18 protein-coding genes, 2 tRNA genes and 1 riboswitch are annotated in these 21181 nt (G+C 34.9%); of the genes, 19 read left to right on the forward strand and 1 reads right to left on the reverse strand.

All coding sequences use genetic code 11. From position 1 onward, the window contains the following. Positions 1 to 105: 105 nt before the first annotated feature. The 3 genes from Q1K37_RS07660 (at position 106) to Q1K37_RS07670 (ending at position 1663) form a co-directional block, all read left to right on the forward strand. Positions 106 to 180 (forward strand) — tRNA-Gly (locus Q1K37_RS07660). 83 nt (positions 181 to 263) lie between these two features. After that, positions 264 to 340, forward strand: a tRNA-Arg gene (locus Q1K37_RS07665). Between the two features lie 6 nt (positions 341 to 346). Further along, positions 347 to 420: riboswitch (Fluoride riboswitch) on the forward strand. A 49-nt stretch (positions 421 to 469) separates the two neighbouring features. Further along, on the forward strand, positions 470 to 1663 hold the full coding sequence (locus tag Q1K37_RS07670) for a cation:proton antiporter (protein WP_300411033.1): 1194 nt from the start codon (positions 470 to 472) through the stop codon (positions 1661 to 1663). A 114-nt stretch (positions 1664 to 1777) separates the two neighbouring features. On the opposite strand, the gene Q1K37_RS07675 is transcribed toward Q1K37_RS07670, so the two are convergent. After that, a complete protein-coding gene (locus Q1K37_RS07675) occupies positions 1778 to 4441 on the reverse strand; it encodes a cell wall-binding repeat-containing protein (protein WP_300411034.1) in 2664 nt (887 codons plus the stop codon). A gap of 332 nt (positions 4442 to 4773) precedes the next feature. Between Q1K37_RS07675 and argF the strand changes: the two genes are divergently transcribed. From argF to fusA, 16 genes are all read left to right on the forward strand, one after another. Further along, complete coding sequence (gene argF, locus Q1K37_RS07680) at positions 4774 to 5766, forward strand: ornithine carbamoyltransferase (protein WP_300411036.1); 993 nt, start codon at positions 4774 to 4776, stop codon at positions 5764 to 5766. Positions 5767 to 5917: 151 nt separating this feature from the next. Further along, positions 5918 to 7042: a glycosyltransferase gene (locus tag Q1K37_RS07685; RefSeq protein ID WP_300411037.1), complete on the forward strand. Its 1125-nt coding sequence runs from the start codon at positions 5918 to 5920 to the stop codon at positions 7040 to 7042. Continuing rightward, the gene (locus Q1K37_RS07690) at positions 7039 to 8259 is read left to right on the forward strand and encodes a nucleotide sugar dehydrogenase (RefSeq protein WP_300411038.1); all 1221 of its coding nucleotides are present in this window, start codon (positions 7039 to 7041) and stop codon (positions 8257 to 8259) included. The genes Q1K37_RS07685 and Q1K37_RS07690 overlap by 4 nt, the downstream gene beginning before the upstream one ends. Positions 8260 to 8264: 5 nt before the next feature. Then, positions 8265 to 9380: a UDP-N-acetylglucosamine 2-epimerase (non-hydrolyzing) gene (gene wecB, locus Q1K37_RS07695; protein ID WP_300411039.1), complete on the forward strand. Its 1116-nt coding sequence runs from the start codon at positions 8265 to 8267 to the stop codon at positions 9378 to 9380. A 123-nt stretch (positions 9381 to 9503) separates the two neighbouring features. After that, on the forward strand, positions 9504 to 10844 hold the full coding sequence (locus tag Q1K37_RS07700) for an MATE family efflux transporter (protein WP_300411041.1): 1341 nt from the start codon (positions 9504 to 9506) through the stop codon (positions 10842 to 10844). Positions 10845 to 10855: 11 nt separating this feature from the next. Then, positions 10856 to 11824: a membrane dipeptidase gene (locus tag Q1K37_RS07705; RefSeq protein ID WP_300411042.1), complete on the forward strand. Its 969-nt coding sequence runs from the start codon at positions 10856 to 10858 to the stop codon at positions 11822 to 11824. A gap of 37 nt (positions 11825 to 11861) precedes the next feature. Continuing rightward, positions 11862 to 12125 carry a hypothetical protein gene (locus tag Q1K37_RS07710; RefSeq protein ID WP_300411044.1) on the forward strand — a complete coding sequence of 88 codons (264 nt, stop codon included), beginning with the start codon at positions 11862 to 11864 and terminating at the stop codon, positions 12123 to 12125. Between the two features lie 233 nt (positions 12126 to 12358). Then, positions 12359 to 12535 (forward strand): hypothetical protein, encoded by a 177-nt coding sequence (locus tag Q1K37_RS07715; protein ID WP_300411046.1) that lies wholly within the window; start codon positions 12359 to 12361, stop codon positions 12533 to 12535. 101 nt (positions 12536 to 12636) lie between these two features. Beyond that, a complete protein-coding gene (locus tag Q1K37_RS07720) occupies positions 12637 to 13968 on the forward strand; it encodes a radical SAM protein (protein WP_300411048.1) in 1332 nt (443 codons plus the stop codon). Further along, positions 13968 to 15347, forward strand: coding sequence for a radical SAM protein (locus tag Q1K37_RS07725; RefSeq protein ID WP_300411050.1), 1380 nt, complete (start codon positions 13968 to 13970; stop codon positions 15345 to 15347). The genes Q1K37_RS07720 and Q1K37_RS07725 overlap by 1 nt, the downstream gene beginning before the upstream one ends. Further along, a complete protein-coding gene (locus tag Q1K37_RS07730) occupies positions 15347 to 16261 on the forward strand; it encodes an ATP-binding cassette domain-containing protein (RefSeq protein WP_300411051.1) in 915 nt (304 codons plus the stop codon). Before Q1K37_RS07725 ends, Q1K37_RS07730 begins: the two co-directional genes overlap by 1 nt. Position 16262: 1 nt before the next feature. After that, complete coding sequence (locus Q1K37_RS07735; RefSeq protein WP_300411053.1) at positions 16263 to 17030, forward strand: ABC-2 family transporter protein; 768 nt, start codon at positions 16263 to 16265, stop codon at positions 17028 to 17030. Position 17031: 1 nt separating this feature from the next. Then, positions 17032 to 17802, forward strand: a complete 771-nt coding sequence (locus Q1K37_RS07740; RefSeq protein ID WP_300411055.1) for an ABC-2 family transporter protein — start codon at positions 17032 to 17034, stop codon at positions 17800 to 17802. 196 nt (positions 17803 to 17998) lie between these two features. After that, complete coding sequence (rpsL, locus tag Q1K37_RS07745; protein ID WP_300411057.1) at positions 17999 to 18409, forward strand: 30S ribosomal protein S12; 411 nt, start codon at positions 17999 to 18001, stop codon at positions 18407 to 18409. Between the two features lie 132 nt (positions 18410 to 18541). Continuing rightward, positions 18542 to 19012: a 30S ribosomal protein S7 gene (gene rpsG, locus Q1K37_RS07750; protein ID WP_300411059.1), complete on the forward strand. Its 471-nt coding sequence runs from the start codon at positions 18542 to 18544 to the stop codon at positions 19010 to 19012. A 26-nt stretch (positions 19013 to 19038) separates the two neighbouring features. Then, the gene (gene fusA, locus Q1K37_RS07755; RefSeq protein ID WP_300411061.1) at positions 19039 to 21117 is read left to right on the forward strand and encodes an elongation factor G; all 2079 of its coding nucleotides are present in this window, start codon (positions 19039 to 19041) and stop codon (positions 21115 to 21117) included. The last annotated feature ends 64 nt before the right edge of the window (positions 21118 to 21181 follow it).

Below are 21181 nucleotides of genomic sequence, written 5' to 3' on the forward strand. Positions count from 1 at the left end.
AGCATCTGCCTTACAAGCAGGGGGTCACAGGTTCGAGCCCTGTACCGCCCACCATAAAATGGATTTTGTACTGTACCTTAAAATGAGGGATTATCCTCTAAATATGCGGAAGTGGCTCAGTGGTAGAGCATCGCCTTGCCAAGGCGAGGGTCGCGAGTTCGAGTCTCGTCTTCCGCTCCAAATAAATGAGCACTCATGGAGCACTTATGTATTAGTGCTTAATGGGTGCTTGATTGATATTGTATATAATTTTAGTATTTCATGCGTCATTAGCTCAGCTGGATAGAGCGTTCGGCTACGGACCGAAAGGCCAGGGGTTCGAATCCTCTATGACGCGCCACATTACATATTTTTAGGGAATGAAGTTCTCCCTTTGGTAACATAAACCGCAAATTTTTTGCTGATGACTTCTGCTACAGGCAGAGTTGTCAGCTTTTTTTGTGTAAATTTATAATTTTAGGAGGTACTTATGTTATTGTCTTTAGCTTTAGGTATAATTCTTGCTCTGGTTTTAGGAAGGATTTGTGAGAAAATTAAAATTCCTAGAATAATCGGGATGATTATAACAGGGATTGTTTTAGGGCCCTTTGTTTTGAACCTTTTTGATTCGAAATTATTAGAAATTTCTGGAGAATTAAGAAAGATTGCTTTGATTATTATCCTACTAAAGGCGGGACTTTCTCTAGATATTAAAGATTTGATTAAAGTAGGAAGGCCTGCTATCCTACTTTCCTTTTTACCAGCAACCCTTGAAATTATTGGATACACAATCATGGCGCCAAACATTTTTGACATACCAATTGTTGAAGCGGCGTTAATGGGTACTGTACTTGCCGCAGTTTCGCCAGCTGTGGTTGTTCCCAGAATGGTAAATCTAATTGAGAATAGAATTGGTACAAGAAAGGCAATTCCTCAAATGATACTTGCTGGATCTTCCTTAGACGATGTCTTTGTTATAGTTTTATTCACAACTTTTCTAAACTTTACTTTAAACGATGTCTTTAGCTATACTAACCTACTTAATATACCAATTTCAATAGTTATGGGAATTTTGCTAGGCGCTGTTATTGGTATGGCTTTATTCTTTCTTTTTGAATATAGATTTAAAAAGAATAACCACATTAGAAATAGTGAAAAAGTAATAATCATATTGGCAACAGCCTTTTTTCTTGTATCACTAGAGGAACTATTGAAGAACAAAGTGCCTATATCTGGACTTTTGGCAGTATTGAGCATGGCTATAACTCTCAAAATTAAGAGCACTACTCTAGTTACAGGAAGATTATCAGAAAAAATTGGAAAACTTTGGATTGGAGCTGAACTAATACTATTTATATTAGTAGGGGCAGCTGTGGACATTAGATTTACATTCAATTCTGGGGTAGGTGTCCTATTGATAATTTTTACAACATTGATCTTTAGATTCATAGGGGTATCATTCTCAATATCACACACAGGGTTAGATAAGGAGGAAAAAGTCTTTTGTCTGTTTTCCTATCTACCAAAGGCAACAGTTCAAGCTGCAATTGGAACAATACCCTTGACTATGGGAATTAAATCTGGAAGTATTATTCTTTCGGTTGCAGTTGTTTCCATACTTATAACAGCGCCGATTGGAGCTTTTTTAATGGATAGGACGGCTGTAAAATTTTTGGAAAAATAAAAAAAGTGTTAGTTACAACCTAGCGACAAGTATTAAATAAATACTTCATTATAAAAAACCGATGGAATTTAAATCCACCGGTTTTTTTAAGTTAAATTTGCTCGTATTAACTTATTACTTTAACTTTGCTACAGAACTCTTACCACCAACAACATTGATGTTTTCAATATCTTTTCCTCTTACAAAGCTATTAATAGAGTCCTTGCTATTGTCCTTATTGGTTAATATGATACTTGAGTCTTCTTTTTGAAGCATTTCAGCCGATACTAAAGCATCTGGATAAACTTCCCCTGAAACTAAGATTATATTCTTAGATCCATTGTTGAAAGCCTTAGCAACCTTTAATGAAGTTTCATATCTGTCCTTACCAAAAGTTCTATCTACTTTTTTAACAAGCTTAGTTGCTTCTGTTTCAGTTTCCTTATTAACAGAGTCTTTACCACCAATAATATGGATGTTTTCAACTTTAGCATCCTTTAAAGCCTTTTGAGTTAAATCGTCTATCCCTTTAGTAGTAGAAGCATATAGGATAGGAGCGTCTTTCTTGAAGGATGCAACTCCAGCTGAAAGAGCATCTGCAAATCCATTGCCATCTACAAGAATAGCATTTTTAGATTTTGTCTCTCCAAGAACGTATTTTGCAACTTCAGCTGCCGTTTCAAATCTGGTCTTTCCTGAAAGTCTCTTTACAGAATAGTCTTTTAATTGTCCTTCTGCCTTCTTGGATACAGAGGAGTCTCCACCTAGGATAAACACATTCTTAGCTCCAAGTCTCTTTAGTTCTGAAAGTACCTCATCTGAAATTTCTCCAGCTTTAGTCAATAGTATTGGAGCGTCCTTTAAGTCTGAAACGGATGCAGCTACAAGGGAGTCCGCAAATACTTCACCACTTGCAATTACAACATTATCAGCCTTTTCATAGTAATTTCTTGAAACATCTAGAGCAGTTTCATATCTATTTTGTCCATAGTAGTAGCTTGTAGGAGCAAAGCCCTTAGCATTTTTGTCAACATCCTTTTCAATTACAAAGGAGTCTACAAGCTTTGGTTCCCTAGCCTCATTTAGATTTCCACTTACTTGATATAGTTCTGTTGTCAACTTTCCATCGGCCACGATATATCTTGCGAAGTTTTGAATTTTTGAATCCCTGTTATTGCTATGGGAATTTTCAAATTCCTTTGGTTGAGATGGCTGTCCGCCGTATGCAAATAGATTATTGTATTCAGCAAGAGTTTCTTCAGTTAACCAATCTAATTTCTTTCTTACCTTTTTAACATGGTCAAGACCTTTATCATAGATTGCATCATATGCCTTAGTACCACCAGTGTTAGGAAGTACAAAAGTTGTTCCCTTAGGTGATTTTAGATAGTCGATATTGTCTACCTTTTTAGCTTCTTCAGCCACATATGCGTTAAATACAGACTTTGATTTTGGAGCGTATTTCAAAGACTTAGTTCTTGAAATAACATGGTCATGACCTTGAAGAGCGATATCTACGTCAAAGTCGTCGATTATCTTCATAAACTCGTCTTTAACATTTTGAACGTCCTCATCTTGTAATGAGTGATAGGACTTAGAGAAAATTGGTTTGTGATATTGTAGCACAACCCATTGAGCACCATTTGCCCTTGCAGCCTTGATATCTGCTTTAATCCATGCTTGTTGTTCGTCTCCAATAGATTTGTTTTGTTTATTTTTATAGTCGTTAGTGTTTAAAACTACAAAGTGAACACCGTTATAGTCATAGGAATAATAAGTTCCACCATCATCTTTTCCATCAGCTGGAACATTGAAGTGGTCAGTGTACTTATGAATAAATCTTTCGTCATAGGAAAGACCATACTCATCGTGGTTACCAGAGTTTCCAGCAATAGTGGTCTTTAAGAAAGACTTTTCAGATTGTCCCATCAAGTCGGCCCATTCGTCTTCCACTTCAGAAGTTTCAACGAAGTCACCAGTGTGGATAACGAAGTTGGTGTTAGGGAACTTAGTAAGAGCCTTGTCTATGGTGTCAGCAGCATAAGCAGCTTCATTTATAATATTTTCGTTCCAATAAGCGTTTTGAGTGTCAGTATACTGTATAAACTCAAAGCCGTCTTGCTTAACAGAAGAAGTCTTAAAAGTACCAACATTGGACTTTCCACCCTTTTCAGATCCCAATTGGTAGAAGTACTTAGTATTAGGCTTCAATCCCTTAACAGTAGCTTTATAAGAAAACTCCTTAACCTTTTGAATTTTTACATCATATTCTTCCGTTTCAGATAGTTCATCAGAAGCGTTCCAACCTTCAGCCCTGTCCTTGTCTGTGAAATATCTTGTCACCATTTTCTTTTCAGTGTCATACACGCTATAGATTATATAACCTTCTTCGTCCTTTTCAAGGTAGTGAGAGTCCTTTTCTGAAGCATTGGCTTTAAAGGCCTTGGCATTGGACATATCTTCGCTTTCAGACACCCATACATATGAGTCAAACTCATCAGTAGTGTACCAGTTAAAGCCTCTAGAAGTTCTAGTATCGTCTACAAAAGTAGCAACGATTCTATTTGGTTTATTATTGGCTTTTACCTTAGCAACCTTAGGCTTAACAGCATCCTCAGAAGTTTTAGTTTCAGCAGAAAGCATCGCAGGTGAGTCCTGCCTGTGAATTAGAGCATCAACATGAGCTTTTTCCTTGTCAACTTCTGTAACCTCTGCAGCAAAAGAAACAAAGGGAGCTGCAACGATTTGACCAGCAAGTAGCATTGCTATGCCGGCAGATAATATTTTTTTCTTTGACATATTGTCCTCCTCCTATTTATAATCATCATTATCGTAACAGACAAGGTGTAAAACAAAACTAAATCTATATTAAGGCAATGTTAAATAGATAATGACTATCAACTTTAATTATCACTTTTTTATAAAATTAGTCCTATTAAAACTTCACTTTTTCCAAGAAGATACATATAAAAGAAGGAAAGCTTTTAAGGTGACATTCCAACGCCAAGGATTGGAGAATATAATTTCCATTTTCTATAATTTAATGTATAATGAAAGCAGGCTTGGTCTATTATCCGTCAAGCTTAATTGAGGGATAAGACCATAAATCTTATATTATTGAGGAGGAAGAAATGGGAGTAAATTTAAGAGGAAGAAGTTTTCTAAAACTTTTAGACTTCACAACTGACGAAATTAAATATCTAATGGAGCTTTCTAAGGATTTTAAAAATCTTAAGAGAACGGGAACACCACACAAATACTTGGAGGGCAAAAACATCGTACTATTATTTGAAAAGACTTCCACTAGAACAAGATGTTCTTTTGAAGTAGCTGGAAGAGACTTGGGTATGGGAGTAACCTATTTAGACCCAGGAAGCTCACAAATGGGACATAAGGAAAGCATTAAAGACACTGCAAGAGTACTTGGAAGAATGTATGATGGAATAGAATATAGAGGATTTTCACAAGACTTAGTTGAAGACTTAGCTAAATATTCTGGTGTGCCAGTATGGAACGGACTAACTGACGAATTCCATCCAACTCAAATGATAGCTGACTTCTTGACAGTTAAAGAAGAATTTGGTTACTTAAAGGGTTTAAACTTTGTGTACATGGGCGATGCTAGAAACAATGTTGCAAACTCACTTATGATTGCAGCAGCAAAACTTGGAGTAAACTTTACAGCTTGCTCACCAAAGGACCTTTTCCCAGCAGAGGATTTAATAGAAAAAGCTAAAGAGATTGCAAAGGAAACTGGATCCATCTTAACCTTTGAAGAAGATGTTAAAAAGGCAACAAAGGATGCCCATGTGCTTTACACCGACATTTGGGTTTCCATGGGAGAACCTGCAGAGATTTGGGAAAAGAGAATCAAACAATTAAGTCCATACCAAGTAAACAAAGAAGTAATGGACAATGCAAATAAGGATGCAATCTTTTTACACTGTCTACCATCTTTCCACAATTTGGAAACTACAACAGGACAAGAAGTTCATGAAAAATTTGGATTAAAGGAACAAGAAGTAACAGATGAAGTTTTTGAATCCACAAGATCCAAAGTTTTCGACCAAGCAGAAAACAGGATGCATACAATAAAAGCTGTTATGTATGCGACTTTAAAATAGTACCTACACCTGACTGTATCGGGTTAAAAGATTTAATTGAGCACTCAAGTTTTTTTGAGTGCTTAATTTACTTTAAGTATGTATTAGTGGCCAATTCAAAAAATTGTCTCATATGTGATATAATTTTATCTATGATATAAGAGAGGATAAAATGAAATACTGTTTTTTACTTAACTTCACTCCCCACCCAAGGATTATTAAAAGAATAGAGCTAGTTCGAAAACACTATGACACCTTTGCCATATACTGGGATAAGGGAGAGGACAATTTCGATTTTAAAAATGATATAAGAAAAATAAGGATAACCGTTAAAGCAGATAGAAACAACCCAATTAAAAGGATAGTCCCAACCTTTAAATTTTCAAATAGGGCATATGAGATGCTCATAAAGGAAAGACCGGATTTTATTCACCTTCAAAGCTTTGACATGCTTCTCATAGCCTATAAATATAAGACAAGGGTAAATGAAAGCTGTAAGATAATCTATGAAGTTCCCGACATTCACAAGTATCTAACTGATGACAAGAAGGGATTTTTAGAAACCATCATCTCCCACTATATAAAAGGAAAAGAAGAGAAGATGCTAAAAAAAGTGGATGTTTTAATTTTGACATCCATGAAGTTTTGGGAACATTTTGCTGGCAAATTCGATAAAAATAATATGATTTTTATGCCAAATATACCAAACCCCAGTCTTTTTGATAACTATGAGGCCCTAAGAGAAAAGAATAGTAACAGAAAGTTTACCATAGGGTACATAGGTGGTTTAAGATATTTAGAGGAACTAAAATGTTTGGTTAAAGCCATCGAAGGAATGGATATTAGGCTTTTAATGGCTGGATTTGAAGACGGAGACTACTTTAAGAAACTTGCAGACAAAAAAGACTTTATTGAATACCATGGCAAATTTTACTATGACGAAGAGATTGCAAAACTCTACTCAAACTGTGACCTTATCTTTTCCGTCTACAATGCAGATATGAAAAATGTAAGAATTGCCCTTCCCAACAAGCTATACGAATCGATCTTGGCAAAGCTACCTATAATTGTAGCAAAGAACACCTATCTACAAGAGCTTGTGGAGGAGTGGAAAGTGGGATTGGCAGTAGAACATAGATCTGTAGAAGAGATGAGAGAAGCTGTTATAAGACTTATGAATGACGATAATCTTTATAGGGAAATTCAAAAAAACGATGAGATAATTTGGAAAGAATTAAATCCAGAAAAAAACAATAAAAGACTTTTAAATCTCATTAAAGAAAAGGAGATTATATGATAAACGTAATAGGATTAGGATATATAGGATTGCCAACTGCATTAATGTTGGCTAAGGCAGGAAATAAAGTTTTTGGAACTGATATAAAGGAAGAAACTGTAAAAAAACTTTCCTGTGGAAACTTGACCTTTGAAGAAAAGGGAATGGATGAGTTATTTAAAAAGGCCTTGGGAAAGGACATAGAATTTGGTACAAAGCCGATTAAAACAAACTTTTACATCATTACAGCTCCAACGCCCTACGACAAGAATTCCAAGAAGTTGGACTGCTCCTTTGTAGTAAAAGCGGTGGAGTCAATTTTAGAATATGCAGAAGATAACGGGATAATAGTTATAGAGTCGACGGTTTCTCCAGGGGCCATAGACAACTACATAAGACCCATAGTAGAAGACTTTTGCAAAAGTAATGACAAGACTTTAAACATTTGCCATGCACCAGAGAGGATAATCCCAGGGAATATGGTCTATGAACTCATCCACAACTCCAGGACTATTGGAGCGGATGATAAAAAAATAGCAGAAAAGGTAAAGTCGGTGTATGAAACCTTTTGTAAAGGAGAAATAAACTTTACCGACATTCCAACGGCAGAGATGACCAAGGTAATAGAAAACACCTTTAGAGATGTGAACATTGCATTTGCAAACGAACTTGCAAAGATATGTAAACAGGGTGGTCTTGATGTAAATGAAGTTATACGAATAGCAAATAAGCACCCTAGAGTAAATATTTTAAAACCTGGTCCTGGAATCGGTGGTCACTGTATCCCTGTGGATCCATGGTTTTTAGTTGGAGACTATCCACTCTATACAGAGCTTATCTATAAGGCAAGGCAGATAAATGACTCCATGCCTTCCTTTGTACTGGACGAAATATACGATATAATGCAAGAAAATGGCATCAAAGACCCTACAAGAGTGGGTCTTTATGGACTTACCTACAAGGAAAACATCGACGATATAAGAGAATCGCCAACTTTACAAATATTAGAACTTCAAAAGAGACGTCTGGCAACACCTCTTAAGACCTACGATCCATGGATAAAGGAAAAAATTGTCGAAAATCAATATTTCAACTTAGATGAGTTTTTAAAATCTGTCGATTTGGTGGTAGTCCTGGTGGCCCATGATGAAATAGTAGAAAATCAGGATAAGTTAAAAGATAAAATAGTCTACGATACTCGAAATGTAATCAAAGGGGATAGAATTTATAGATTGTGATAGATATGAAAAAGATAATGGTGGTTTTTGGCACTAGACCAGAAGCAATAAAGATGTGTCCTTTAATACTAGAATTAAAACAGAGAAAAGATCTAAAAGTCGTTGTAACCCTTACAGGGCAGCATAATGAAATGCTTGAACAGGTAATGGAAGTCTTTAAAATAAAAGAGGACTACAATCTTAGGATTATGAAAAAAGAGCAGACCTTAACCGACATTGCAACGTCAATCATGGAGGGAATGAAACCTATTCTTGAAGAAGAAAAACCAGACCTTGTCCTAGTACATGGAGATACATCTACTAGTTTTGTAGTTGCCCTTTCCTCTTTTTATAACAATATTCCCATTGGCCATGTAGAGGCAGGACTTAGAACCTACAATAAACTAAGTCCCTACCCAGAAGAGTTCAATAGACAGGCCATTTCTTCAATGGCAGACCTTCACTTTGCCCCAACTAAAAGAGCAAAGGAAAACCTGATACAGGAAAAGAAGAGTGAATCTTCGATTTTTGTAACTGGAAACACAGTAATTGACGCACTTAAAGTGACAGTTAGCAAAGACTATCAAAACTCAATTTTGGACTTTGCAAAGGACAAAAAGCTAATACTACTTACCATGCATAGAAGGGAAAATCTTGGTCAAAAAATGCAGTCTGCATTTAGAGGAATAAGAAGGGTTTTAGAAGAGTCTGAAGACCTAGCCCTACTATATCCAGTACATTTAAACCCAAAAGTAAGAGAGTTAGCAAAAAAGGAATTTGGTGGAAGTTCAAAAATAAGCCTTATAGAACCGGTAGATGTATTCGATTTTCACAATATAATGAAAAAGTCCTACCTAATACTAACCGACAGTGGAGGAATCCAAGAAGAAGCGCCGGCTTTGGGAAAGCCTGTACTGGTTTTAAGGGATAGTACAGAAAGGCCTGAAGGCATTGAAGCTGGAACCTTAAAGCTCATTGGAACCGATGAGCAGACAGTCTATAGAGAATTGAAGAACATTTTAAAAAATAGGGAAGATTATGAAAAGATGTCTAAGGCGATTAACCCCTATGGAGACGGAAATGCAAGTCTATATATAGCAGATATCATTGAGGATTATTTTAAGGAGAAGAGCACCATTTAAAACCATCTAATTAAAAACAGTGCCTAATATTTTTATTGGACTAAACATAATAAGATCGTTTAAGAGCATTAAGTTGGATGAGAGTTAGAAGACATGAATGTATGACTTAGATAGGTGATTTATTTGGAAAGAAAAGTTTATTTTAAACACGCAATAAAAATGGCTTGGCCTTCCGTTTTAGAGAGTTTTTTCATAGCCATGGCAGGACTCATAGACACCTACATGGTATCGGCTCTGGGAAGTTATGCAGTAGCAGCAGTTGGACTTACAAACCAACCAAAGTTTATAGGGTTTACTATATTCTTTGCAATAAACGTTGCGGTTTCTGCCCTGGTAGCAAGACGAAAAGGAGAAAGGGATAAGAAATTAGCAAACGAGGCGCTCCTTACAGCCTTTGTCATCACCATGGTTTTAGTTGTCTTTATAACCTTTATAATGGTCTATTACGCTCCAGAACTTCTAAGGTTTTCAGGAAGCAATAAAGACACCCACCAACCTGCCCTTATCTACTTTAGAATACTGATGGGTGGGATGGTCTTTGGAACCATAAGCATGGTGATAAATGCGGCCCAAAGGGGAAGTGGAAACACACAGATAGCATTTACGACAAATCTTGTTTCAAGCCTCGTAAACATCCTATTCAACTACCTATTAATCGGTGGAAACTTCGGATTTCCAAAACTAGGAGTTGCAGGAGCGGCCCTTGCAACAGTCCTTGGGACGGTTGTAGCTACCATAATGAGTGTACGTTCCCTCTTTAAAAAGGACTCCTTTGTCCAAATCCCCTATATAATAAAGGAAAGGATTGGACCTAGACTTAGGACAGGAAAGAGGATTGCAAGACTAGGAGTCAATCTATTAGTAGAAAACCTATGTGTTAGAGTGGGTTTTATGACGACAGCTCTCATGGCGGCAAGTCTTGGAACAGACGCCTTTGCATCACATAATGTCGGAATGAACCTTCTTAGCCTCTGCTTTGCCTTTGCCGATGGAATGCAGGTAGCCGCAGTAGCCTTAACTGGCTCAAGCCTTGGAGCCGGAAAAAAGGAAAATGCCAAGATATATGGTAAGGTGTGCCAACAACTAGGGTTTATAATTTCAGTGATACTTTCCCTAATTCTTCTGATATTTGGAGAAAAGATATTTAGACTCTATTTTAAAGAAGAACATATAGTAGAAACGGGAATTATGATTTCAAGATTTATGATGATTATAGCTCTACTGCAAATTTCACAAATTATATATGGGGGTTGCCTAAGGGCTGCAGGAGATGTAAAATACACCTTAGTAGTATCCATAATTTCAGTAACCATCATAAGAACATCAGTCACTTATATCCTAGTTTCCCTACTTGACATGGGACTTAGAGGGATTTGGCTTGGAATATTAGCGGACCAGTTTTCAAGGTTTGTACTTATGGCAAGTAGATTTAACAAAGGAAAATGGGTCAATATAAAAATATAGGGAGATAGAAAATGTATATAGATTTACACTGTGACACAGTCATGAAATATATAAAAGATTTAAAGACACAAGAGATATATGAAGGGAAAACATCTCATATTGGACTTAAAGAGTTATATGATTTAAAAGTAAAAGCGCAATTTATGGCGATTTACCTTCCCAGCAAAGAGGATTTAAAAGAACTTAACCTAGAAGACATAACAGATTGGGAATATGTGGATAGGGCTTTAAACTTCTACAGCAAAATAGAAGAATCCTACCCAGACAAGTTCAAAGTGACAAGTAATTACAAGGAGTACCTGCAAAACAAAGAAAAGAACATAGTGAGCCTATTTCCAACTATTGAAGATGGAAGACTTATAGAAAATGTTGAGCAGATTAAAGAGCTAAAAGAAAAGAAAATCACACTGATAACACTACTTTGGAACCATGAAAATGGCCTTGGATGCCCACACTCCTATTCTGGATATGAAGAAAAGGCAGGACTTAAACCCTTAGGACTTGAAGTTTTAAAGGAGATGGAGTTTCAAAAAATTATTATAGACGTTTCCCACCTAAACGAACAGGGCATCTCCGATGTTTTAAATAACACCACAAAACCCTTCGTTGCAAGTCATTCCAACGCAAGAGCCGTAACGGATGTCACAAGAAACCTTTCAGACATACAACTTAAAAGCCTTGGAGAAAGGGGTTGTGTAGCAGGACTTAACCTTTGTCCAAAGTTTTCTTCCCCAGACCCTTCAGCAATGACAACCTTTAAGGACTATGAAAATCATATTAGACATATGCTTGACATAGGAGGAGAAGATTTGGTTTGTCTTGGAACTGACTTTGATGGAATAGGTGGAGAATTTGAAATAAGTAGACCTCATAGAGTAGTAGATTTTCTAAACTACTTAAACACCCAAGGACTACCTGCTTCAATTGTGGAAAAGATTGCCTATAAAAATGTAGAAAGGTTCTTTGAAGAGTACTATTAAGATGAATTTTTATATTTTGATATGGAGTATTAACCTATTGATATGGATTGTTTCCATATCCTTAGGATATTACCTAGAAAAGACTAAAACAAAAGAAGAAGGCTTTGAAAAACTGGACAAAATGCTTGGAGCATACCTTAGTAAAATCTCCCTAGGTATACTTCCCATCATCATTTTGTCCATAGTTTTATCCAAAGACAAGAGTGACTACATTGTCGCAGTCGTAGGATCTTTAATAATATTACTACAGATTTTAGTTCCTTCAGCCCTAATAATTGTACTCTTTAAAAACAGGGAATAGCAAAAGGTTTACACAGTGTTTTTGTCTGGATCAATGTCTCTTTAACACAGCTATCATTGTTACATCAAAATTTAATTTAAAAAGTGCTTAATATATACTGAGATAATAAGATGGTACCGAGTTAAAAATATATTAAAAAACTTTACATATATTTGACACTAGAGATGCAGAGTGCTAACATAATATTGGCGAGATCAATAAATGGTGATAACAATAAATCAAAGGAGATAGCTATGAATTTAGGAAATGTAAATAATATTTTTGAAGAGATTGAAAACATGAAAAAAGAGAAGGATATTATTAGATTAAAAAAATTAAAGGGTGTCACTAGTCGTAGTAGTTGCGCTTGTTGCTGTGCAAGTCACGGTGGAGGTAAGGCGAAATTCGAAGAAAAAAGTCTAGTAAAGTAGTAGCAGAGTAAATTGGTAAATACATTGATCTCGCCTATCTTTACAATGGTAAAAATTATGCTTAGAGTTTTAGATTATTTTCATTTAAAAGGAGTAGCAACATGCATTCAGCTTTTATAAAAAAAACTAAAGAAATTAATTTGTATGATAGTAGTACCAGAGAGAATCTAGGTACTCTTAGTGGGTTACAGACATTACTTTTATATGCTTATTACAAGAAATTCACCAATAAAGAAATTAGTAATTTATTAAGAAAACTTTATTACATAGAAGAAGAATTAAACCTGGACTTTGAAAAGTACATGGAAACTAGATTTTGGTTTATCTTAAGCAATTTTGAAACAATAATCTTTGATATTGAATTAAAAGATCTGATACAAGATTTAGAAAAGTATGTATACTTAGATAGAGTGAAATATTTTACACCAGTAAAAATGGTGATTTCTCTAACGAATAGTTGTGCTCATAAATGCAGTTATTGTTATGCGCATAAAAAAATTCTTCCAAAAAGAGAATTGAATTACGATAAGATAAAAGATATCGTGGATTATTGTTGTACAAACAATATTAAAGAAATTGATTTTACTGGAGGAGATGTTTTTACTAGAAATGACATGTTTGATATTTTTGAATTATTAAATTCCAAGGGAATAAAGTGTAATATTTCTACTAAAATAGTATTAAACAAAGAAAATCTTCAAAAACTTATTCAAACAAATGTAATTAAATCTTTTCAGTTCAGCTTAGATAGTCTTTATCAAGAAGAAAATGACATGCTAGTTAAAAAAGTAAATGTTAAAGAAGCGTTATTATTTTTAAGGTCACTTGTTAAGGAATCAAAGTTTGAAGAAATAAAAGTCAATTCGGTTATAACAAAGTATAATATCTGTAACATTTTAGATTTAAGTGACAAGCTTTTTGATATAGGAGTAGATAAACATTGTCTGAGTCCTTATACATTTAGCAAAGGTATAAATAATGAGGTGTTTTTTGCTTCTACGGATCAGTTTAATACATTATTTAATAAAATTAAAACACGTTCTGATAACCATAAACTCGAGTTTCCGATATCTCTAAACCGAACTAAAGAGATTAATGATGTTATTGTTTGCAATGCCGGAGTTGATGGTATGGTAATTAATAATGATGGAAACGTATTTCTTTGTGAAAGAATGTGTGGAGACATAACTCATTCCATTGGAAATGTATATAACAGTGATTTGCGTTCAATATGGAATAATAAAAAGATATACAATTATTTGCTTCCAAATAGGGAATTATTCAAAAAGTCTAAATGTTATAATTGTGATAAATTCACCGATTGCGTATATGAAAGAGGAATATGTTATATACATTCAGAACTCTTATCAGGAGAATTTTATGGTCCAGACAATTATTGCACTACTAAAAAACACTCAAGGAGAATATACTAATGAGTAAATATATTAATACAAAAGAAAAGACCAGATTGATAAGTAAGAAATCAAAAAATATAATTTATAATGTAGACCCTCTATATACACTTGACAAGGTGTTTTTTTTAGATGATTACGAATTGCACATATTCAAATTGATTTTAAAAGGATATTCGGTCAAAGAGATAATAACAATAGTCAACAAATCAAATTTTTTGGGGTATAATATAACAGAAACGTGGATAGAAGACTTTGTGGATAAATATAATCATTTCTGTTTTTTATCAAAAACTAAAGAGGAAAGAAATATTGATTTTGATATTAATGTTACAGACTTACTACCAGACTATTTCAATTGCAGAAATAAGTTTGATTTTCCGATTATGTTATCAATAAGATTGACAAATAAATGTGATTCTTTTTGTAAATATTGTTTTAACAACTCAAATACAGGAGAAATAACACATTTAGAATTTAATAGGCTTATTAATATACTGGATGAAAGTTATACCGAAGGATTGCGAAGTATAAATTTAACTGGAGGAGATCCTTTATTATACATCAATTTTATTGAGTTGTTAGAATATTTAAATAAAAGAAGATTCTCATTCCAATTTTCAACTAAACATATTCTTACAGAACCTGAAATAAGGAAATTAAATAGAGCGGGTCTAAAGAAAATACAGATTAGTCTAGATAGCGTAGACGATGAAGTTAATTATTATTTGACTGGAAAGAAAAACTATTTTAGAAACATGGAAGAGTCTATTAAATTATTAATAAATTATGGTATAGAAGTTGAAGTTAATTCGGTTGTAACAAGTAGTAGTGTAAAAGGAATTCCTAAATTATTCAAGGCACTTCGTGATTTAGAAGTTACCAGACATTTTCTTACACCATTTCTTATTTCGTCCGGTAGAGGAAATAAAGAACTTTGTGCTCAAGAAGAAAAATATATTCGCCTTGAGGAATTTTTAAATAAAGAAAGATTAAAGTATCAACCCATGGAAATTCAGCTTTCTATTCCAGAACAGTCCATAGACTATAGTTTTTCTCCAGGAAACAATCTTGTATGTACAGGCGGGAGGCTGTCATTAGTCATAAACAATAATGGTGATGTGACTTTTTGTGAAAGATTATTAGATAACAAACAGTTTGTCGTGGGCAACATATATAAACAAGCATTAACTGACATCTGGAATTCTGATAATTTAAAGAAATTTGTCAATCCGAGTCCGATATTTTTTGAAGACCAACCATGTGAACATTGTAGTAAATTTAATAAATGTATTTGTGAAAATGGTTTATGCTATGCGAGAGCTTACCAAATGAATAGCATAGCTTTTAGTATAGATCCTTTTTGCGAAAAATCTAATAATAAGATGAGGTTTCACTGATGATAAAACTAGAAAACATTTCAAAAACTTATAAATTTAAAAAGTCCTTAGGATTTTTCAAAAAGGAGACAGCATATGTTAAGGCCGTAAAAAACATTAGTTTTCAAGTAAATGAAGGAGAAAAACTGGGGCTAATAGGATTAAACGGTGCGGGAAAGTCCACCACCATTAAGATGATGACTGGAATTTTACATCCAACTTCAGGTCAGATTGAAATAAATGGGTTCAATCCACAGAAAAGAGATAAGAGTTACCTTTCACAAATTGGGGTTTCCATGGGACAAAAGTCAACTCTCTTTTTTGATATAAGTCCACTGGACTCCTTTAGATACTATAAAGAAGTATATAAGGTTAATGATCAGGACTTTAAAGAGATAATGGCGGAGTTTACAAAAATACTAAAACTTGATGAAATTCTACATACTCCCGTAAGAAAGCTTTCCCTTGGACAAAAGAGGAGATGTGAAATAGTAGCTTCTTTAATTCACAAGCCAAAGATATTGTTTCTAGATGAGCCTACCTTAGGTCTTGATGTTATAACTCAAGGGGCAATTATGGACTTTTTGGATGAAATAAACAAAAAGTTTAACACCACAATCCTTCTTACAACCCACGAAATAAAGAATATAGAAAGGTTTTGTAAGAGGATAATAATCCTAGAACAGGGAGAGATAATCTACGATGGTGACCCCTATGGATTTGCCAACAGAAAAAACTTTAGAAAGATTAGAATACCAATGGAGCAGTCTAAGAGCCTTACAATAGAACCTAACCGCATACTAGGAGATAGGGCAGAGTATATTATAGAACTTAATCAACTTAAAGACTTGGACTTAAGTAGATTTAACTTTACAGAATACACCATTGAAGAGTTAACTCTAGAAGATATGATATGCAGAAACTATGGAGACTGATATGAGACTTATACTTACCTCTATAAAAATTCAGATAAAGAAAATAATGGCATATCCCTATGAAGGACTTATGTTATTCATATACTCCCTTTTTAATATAGCCTCAATTGGCTTTTTTTGGACAATGTTATTTAACATAACAGGAGGGTCAAAAGAAGAAAAAACTTTTATCTACCTTCTTATAATGATGGGGATGCTATCCCTTGGAATAGGGGACATCTTCTTTGGACTTAGGGACTTTGAGTACTTGGTTCAAGACGGAAGCCTCGACAAGTACCTCTACAGACCTTCCAATATGATGACAATGATACTTTTAGAGAATGTGCCTTTTGTAAACATGGTACAACAAATAATCATTGGAATCCTTGGAATTGTTATAGTAACCAGGGACTACAATGTAGACATACAAGGGATTAACGTACTTAAGAGTTTAGCCCTACTTGTCTTTGGAAATATCTACTATCATCTAGTCTATGGTACTGTAACCATATTGAGCCTTTGGATCGAAAAAGTTTCTACTTTTAGAGATATAATATTCAACTTTTCCATTGCAAAAAACTATCCCTTGGGAATTTTTCCAAAGACCCTACAAAATTTTCTAACCTACATCATACCAATTGCCCTTACAACCTACTATCCAACAGTAGTATTAATAGGAGGAAGAGTAGAAAAGTTGCCACTTATCATAATAAGCTTTATATTTTTTCTACTGGTCTTCATAAAGCTATTTAAAGTTTGTATTCATAAATACAGCTCCAATGGAGGTTAAAATGGAGAAATACATTAATAGATCAAAAATAGAAATATTAAAATCAAAGGAATATGCCCTTTCCTTTTTTGCATCTCTGCTCTACATTCCCATCAGCGTATTGATTCCCTACTTTCTTTGGAAATATATCTTTCAATACCAAGAGACCCTAGGGCAGATGAACCTACAAGATGTATTGTTTTATCTTATCACCATACAGATAGTTAAGCTGTCATTTTCCGACTTGATGGCAGAAGTATACTACATCTTTCAAGACATCAACACAGGACAACTGGACCTGTATATAACAAAGCCAGTAAACTATTTGCTTTCAAGATATTTTTCTGCCCTTGGGCGAATAGCAATCACATTTCCCCTAGGACTTGTGTTTTGGATTATAATGGGTGGTTTATTTAATGCCCTTACCCTAGAAAATCTGATATATTTTACAATATCACTATTTTTAGGATTCACAGTGTTTTTTGTAGTCCTTGCAATCATAGGAACTAGCACCTTTTGGTTAAAGTCTGTTTTGACCTTAAGGGACATTTTTTGGTTTATACTTGCCATATTTTCAGGAGAAATCCTACCACTAAAACTCTTCGGAAAAAGCTTAAGCTTTATAGAACACAATCCCCTAGCAAGTATTTACTACATTCCAAGTATAATCGTTCAAGAGACCAATAAAGCATATTTAATCTTAGAACAAGGGATTTATCTTCTTGTTTTTGTGGCTTTGCTTTACTTCCTTTGGAAGGTTGGAATTGGTAAGTATGAAAGCCAAGGAGGGTAGAAAGATTTAACAAACAATTAAATAGAAGGTAACAAAAAGAAGTGCGAAATATCCCTTTTTAAGCAAATCATCAAAAAAACACAAAAACCCTTGAAAAACTTGACAATATCAAGGTTGAATGTTAAAATGGACTGGTGCAAAAGTGAGATGTTATGCATTTCTTTTTTTGCAAAATATTTACACGGAGGTGAAAAATTTGCCAACAATAAATCAGTTGATCAAACAAGGTAGACATAGTAAGACTTATAAGTCTAAATCACCGGCTTTATCTGTTAATTTCAACACTTTGAAGAAGAGAAATACAACAGTTAACTCTCCACAAAAAAGAGGAGTTTGTACTGCCGTAAGAACTGTAACACCTAAGAAACCTAACTCAGCACTTCGTAAGGTTGCGAGAGTTCGTTTAACAAATGGAATGGAAGTTGGAGCTTATATTCCTGGAATCGGACACAACCTACAAGAACACAGCGTTGTTCTTATTAGAGGAGGAAGGGTAAAGGACTTGCCAGGTATTCGTTACCACATTGTTCGTGGAGCACTAGATACAGCTGGAGTTTCAGGAAGAATGCAAGGCCGTTCAAAATATGGAGCTAAAAAGCCTAAATAAGAGATGAATTAAGATGCTTCAATGTTAAAATTTTAAGATAAATTCAGTATTTATACTTTTTATAATACATTTGAGCACAGACGACGTAAGTCGAGTACCAATGAAATACTAAATAGTAAGGAGGGAAGCGAAGTGCCAAGAAAAGGACATGTACCTAAAAGAGAAGTAATGCCTGATCCAGTCTACAATGACAAAGTGGTTACAAAGCTAATCAACAACATTATGATAGACGGAAAAAAAGGCGTAGCACAAGGTATTGTTTATAGAGCGTTTGAAAAGGTAGCAGAAGTTTCTGGAGAAGATGCTCTAGAAGTATTTTACAAAGCATTAAACAATATCATGCCTGTTCTTGAAGTAAAATCAAGAAGAATAGGTGGTGCTAACTACCAAGTTCCTTTGGAAGTAAGACCAGAGAGAAGACAAACTCTAGGCTTGAGATGGTTAACAATCTACTCAAGAGCCAGAGGAGAAAGAACTATGGTGGAAAGATTGGCAAAAGAAATCTTAGACGCATCTAATAACACAGGAGCAAGTGTTAAGAAGAGAGAAGATGTTCATAAGATGGCTGAGGCAAATAAAGCATTTGCACATTATAGATTCTAATTACTGGGAAGGAGTAATATTTTTTTATGGGAAGAGAGTATTCTTTAGACAATACCAGAAATATTGGTATCATGGCACATATTGATGCCGGAAAGACTACAACAACCGAACGTATCCTATACTATACGGGGAAAATCCATAAAATCGGAGACACCCATGATGGGGCTGCTCAAATGGACTGGATGGTTCAAGAGCAGGAAAAAGGGATTACCATAACTTCAGCTGCTACGACTTGTATCTGGAAAGATAATAGAATCAACATTATCGACACTCCAGGACACGTTGACTTTACAGTAGAAGTAGAAAGATCACTTAGAGTATTAGACTCTGCAATAGCTTTATTTGATGCTAAAAGCGGTGTTGAACCTCAATCTGAAACCGTATGGAGACAAGCGGACAAATATGGAGTACCAAGAATTTGTTTTATAAACAAGATGGATGCAACAGGTGCAGACTATTTTGAGTCTATTAAGACAATCAAGGACAAACTAGGAGCAAATCCAGTTCCATTGGAAATACCTATAGGAGCTGAACAGGACTTCGTAGGAGTTGTTGACTTGATTACAATGCAATCAACTGTTTATAAAAACGACTTGGGAACTGAAATTGAAGTTGGAGAAATTCCTGCAGACTTAAAGGAGTTAGCAGAAGAATATAGATCAAACCTTCTTGAAAATATCGCAGACCATGACGAAGAACTTATGATGAAATATCTTGAAGGTGAAGAAATTACAGAAGAAGAGATTAAAAGAGCTATTAAGACAGCTACAGTAAATCTTTCAATTAACCCTGTACTTTGTGGTTCAGCATATAAGAACAAGGGAGTTCAACCACTACTAGATGCAATAGTAGACTATATGCCATCACCACTTGACGTTCCAAGCATCAAGGGTATTGACCCTGACACAGAAGAAGAGATTTCAAGACCTTCATCTGATGACGAGCCATTCTCTGCATTGGCATTTAAAGTTGTTTCTGACCCATATGTAGGTAAGTTAACATACTTTAGAGTTTATTCAGGTTCGTTAGAAGCAGGATCATATATATATAACTCATCAAAGGGTAAAAGAGAAAGAATGGGCCGTATATTGATGATGCATGCTAACAAGAGAGAAGAAATTGACACCGTATTTGCTGGAGACATCGCAGCGGCAGTTGGTCTTAAAGACACTGGAACAGGTGACACGCTTTGTGACAATGACAATCAGATAATTCTTGAAAAAATGGAATTCCCTGAACCTGTAATTTCCGTTGCAATAGAGCCAAAGACAAAGGCTTCTCAAGAAAAGATGAGTGTAGCGTTGGCTAAATTATCAGAAGAAGACCCAACATTTACAACTCATACAAATGAAGAAACAGGTCAAACTATAATCTCAGGTATGGGAGAACTTCACCTTGAAATTATCGTAGATAGACTTTTAAGAGAGTTTAAAGTAGAAGCTAATATAGGTAACCCACAAGTTTCCTATAGAGAGTCCATTACTAAAGAAGCTGAAGCTGAAGGTAAGTACATCAGACAATCAGGTGGTAGAGGACAATACGGACATGCTAAGATTAGAATTGAACCTCAAGAACCAGGAGCTGGTTTTGAATTTGTTAATGCCATTGTCGGTGGTGTTATACCAAAAGAATATATCGGTTCAGTTCAACAAGGTATCGAAGAAGCTTCTAAGACAGGTATCCTAGGAGGATTCCCTGTACTTGACATCAAAGTTACACTTTATGATGGATCATATCACGATGTCGACTCTTCAGAAATGGCATTTAAAATTGCCGGATCCATGGCCCTTAGAGCCGCTTTAGAAAAAGCTGGCCCAACACTTTTAGAGCCAATGGAAAAAGTTGAAATTACAACTCCAGACGAATACCTTGGAGATGTAATGGGAGACATTAACTCAAGAAGAGGAAAAATCCAAGGAATGAACCCTAAAAACGGAGTTCATATACTTGATGCATATGTTCCACTATCAGAAATGTTTGGATATGCAACAGATCTTCGTTCAAACACACAAGGTCGTGCAACCTACTCAATGATGTTCGATCATTATGAAAAAGTACCTGCAACCATAGCAGAAAAAGTACTTGGCGATAAAGACAAACAATAATACTTCAAACAAGGGGGATATAATGGGAAAATCAAAATTTGAAAGAACAAAACCACATGTTAAT

This window comes from Lagierella sp. (assembly GCF_029983815.1).
Lineage (GTDB): Bacteria > Bacillota > Clostridia > Tissierellales > Peptoniphilaceae > Mediannikoviicoccus.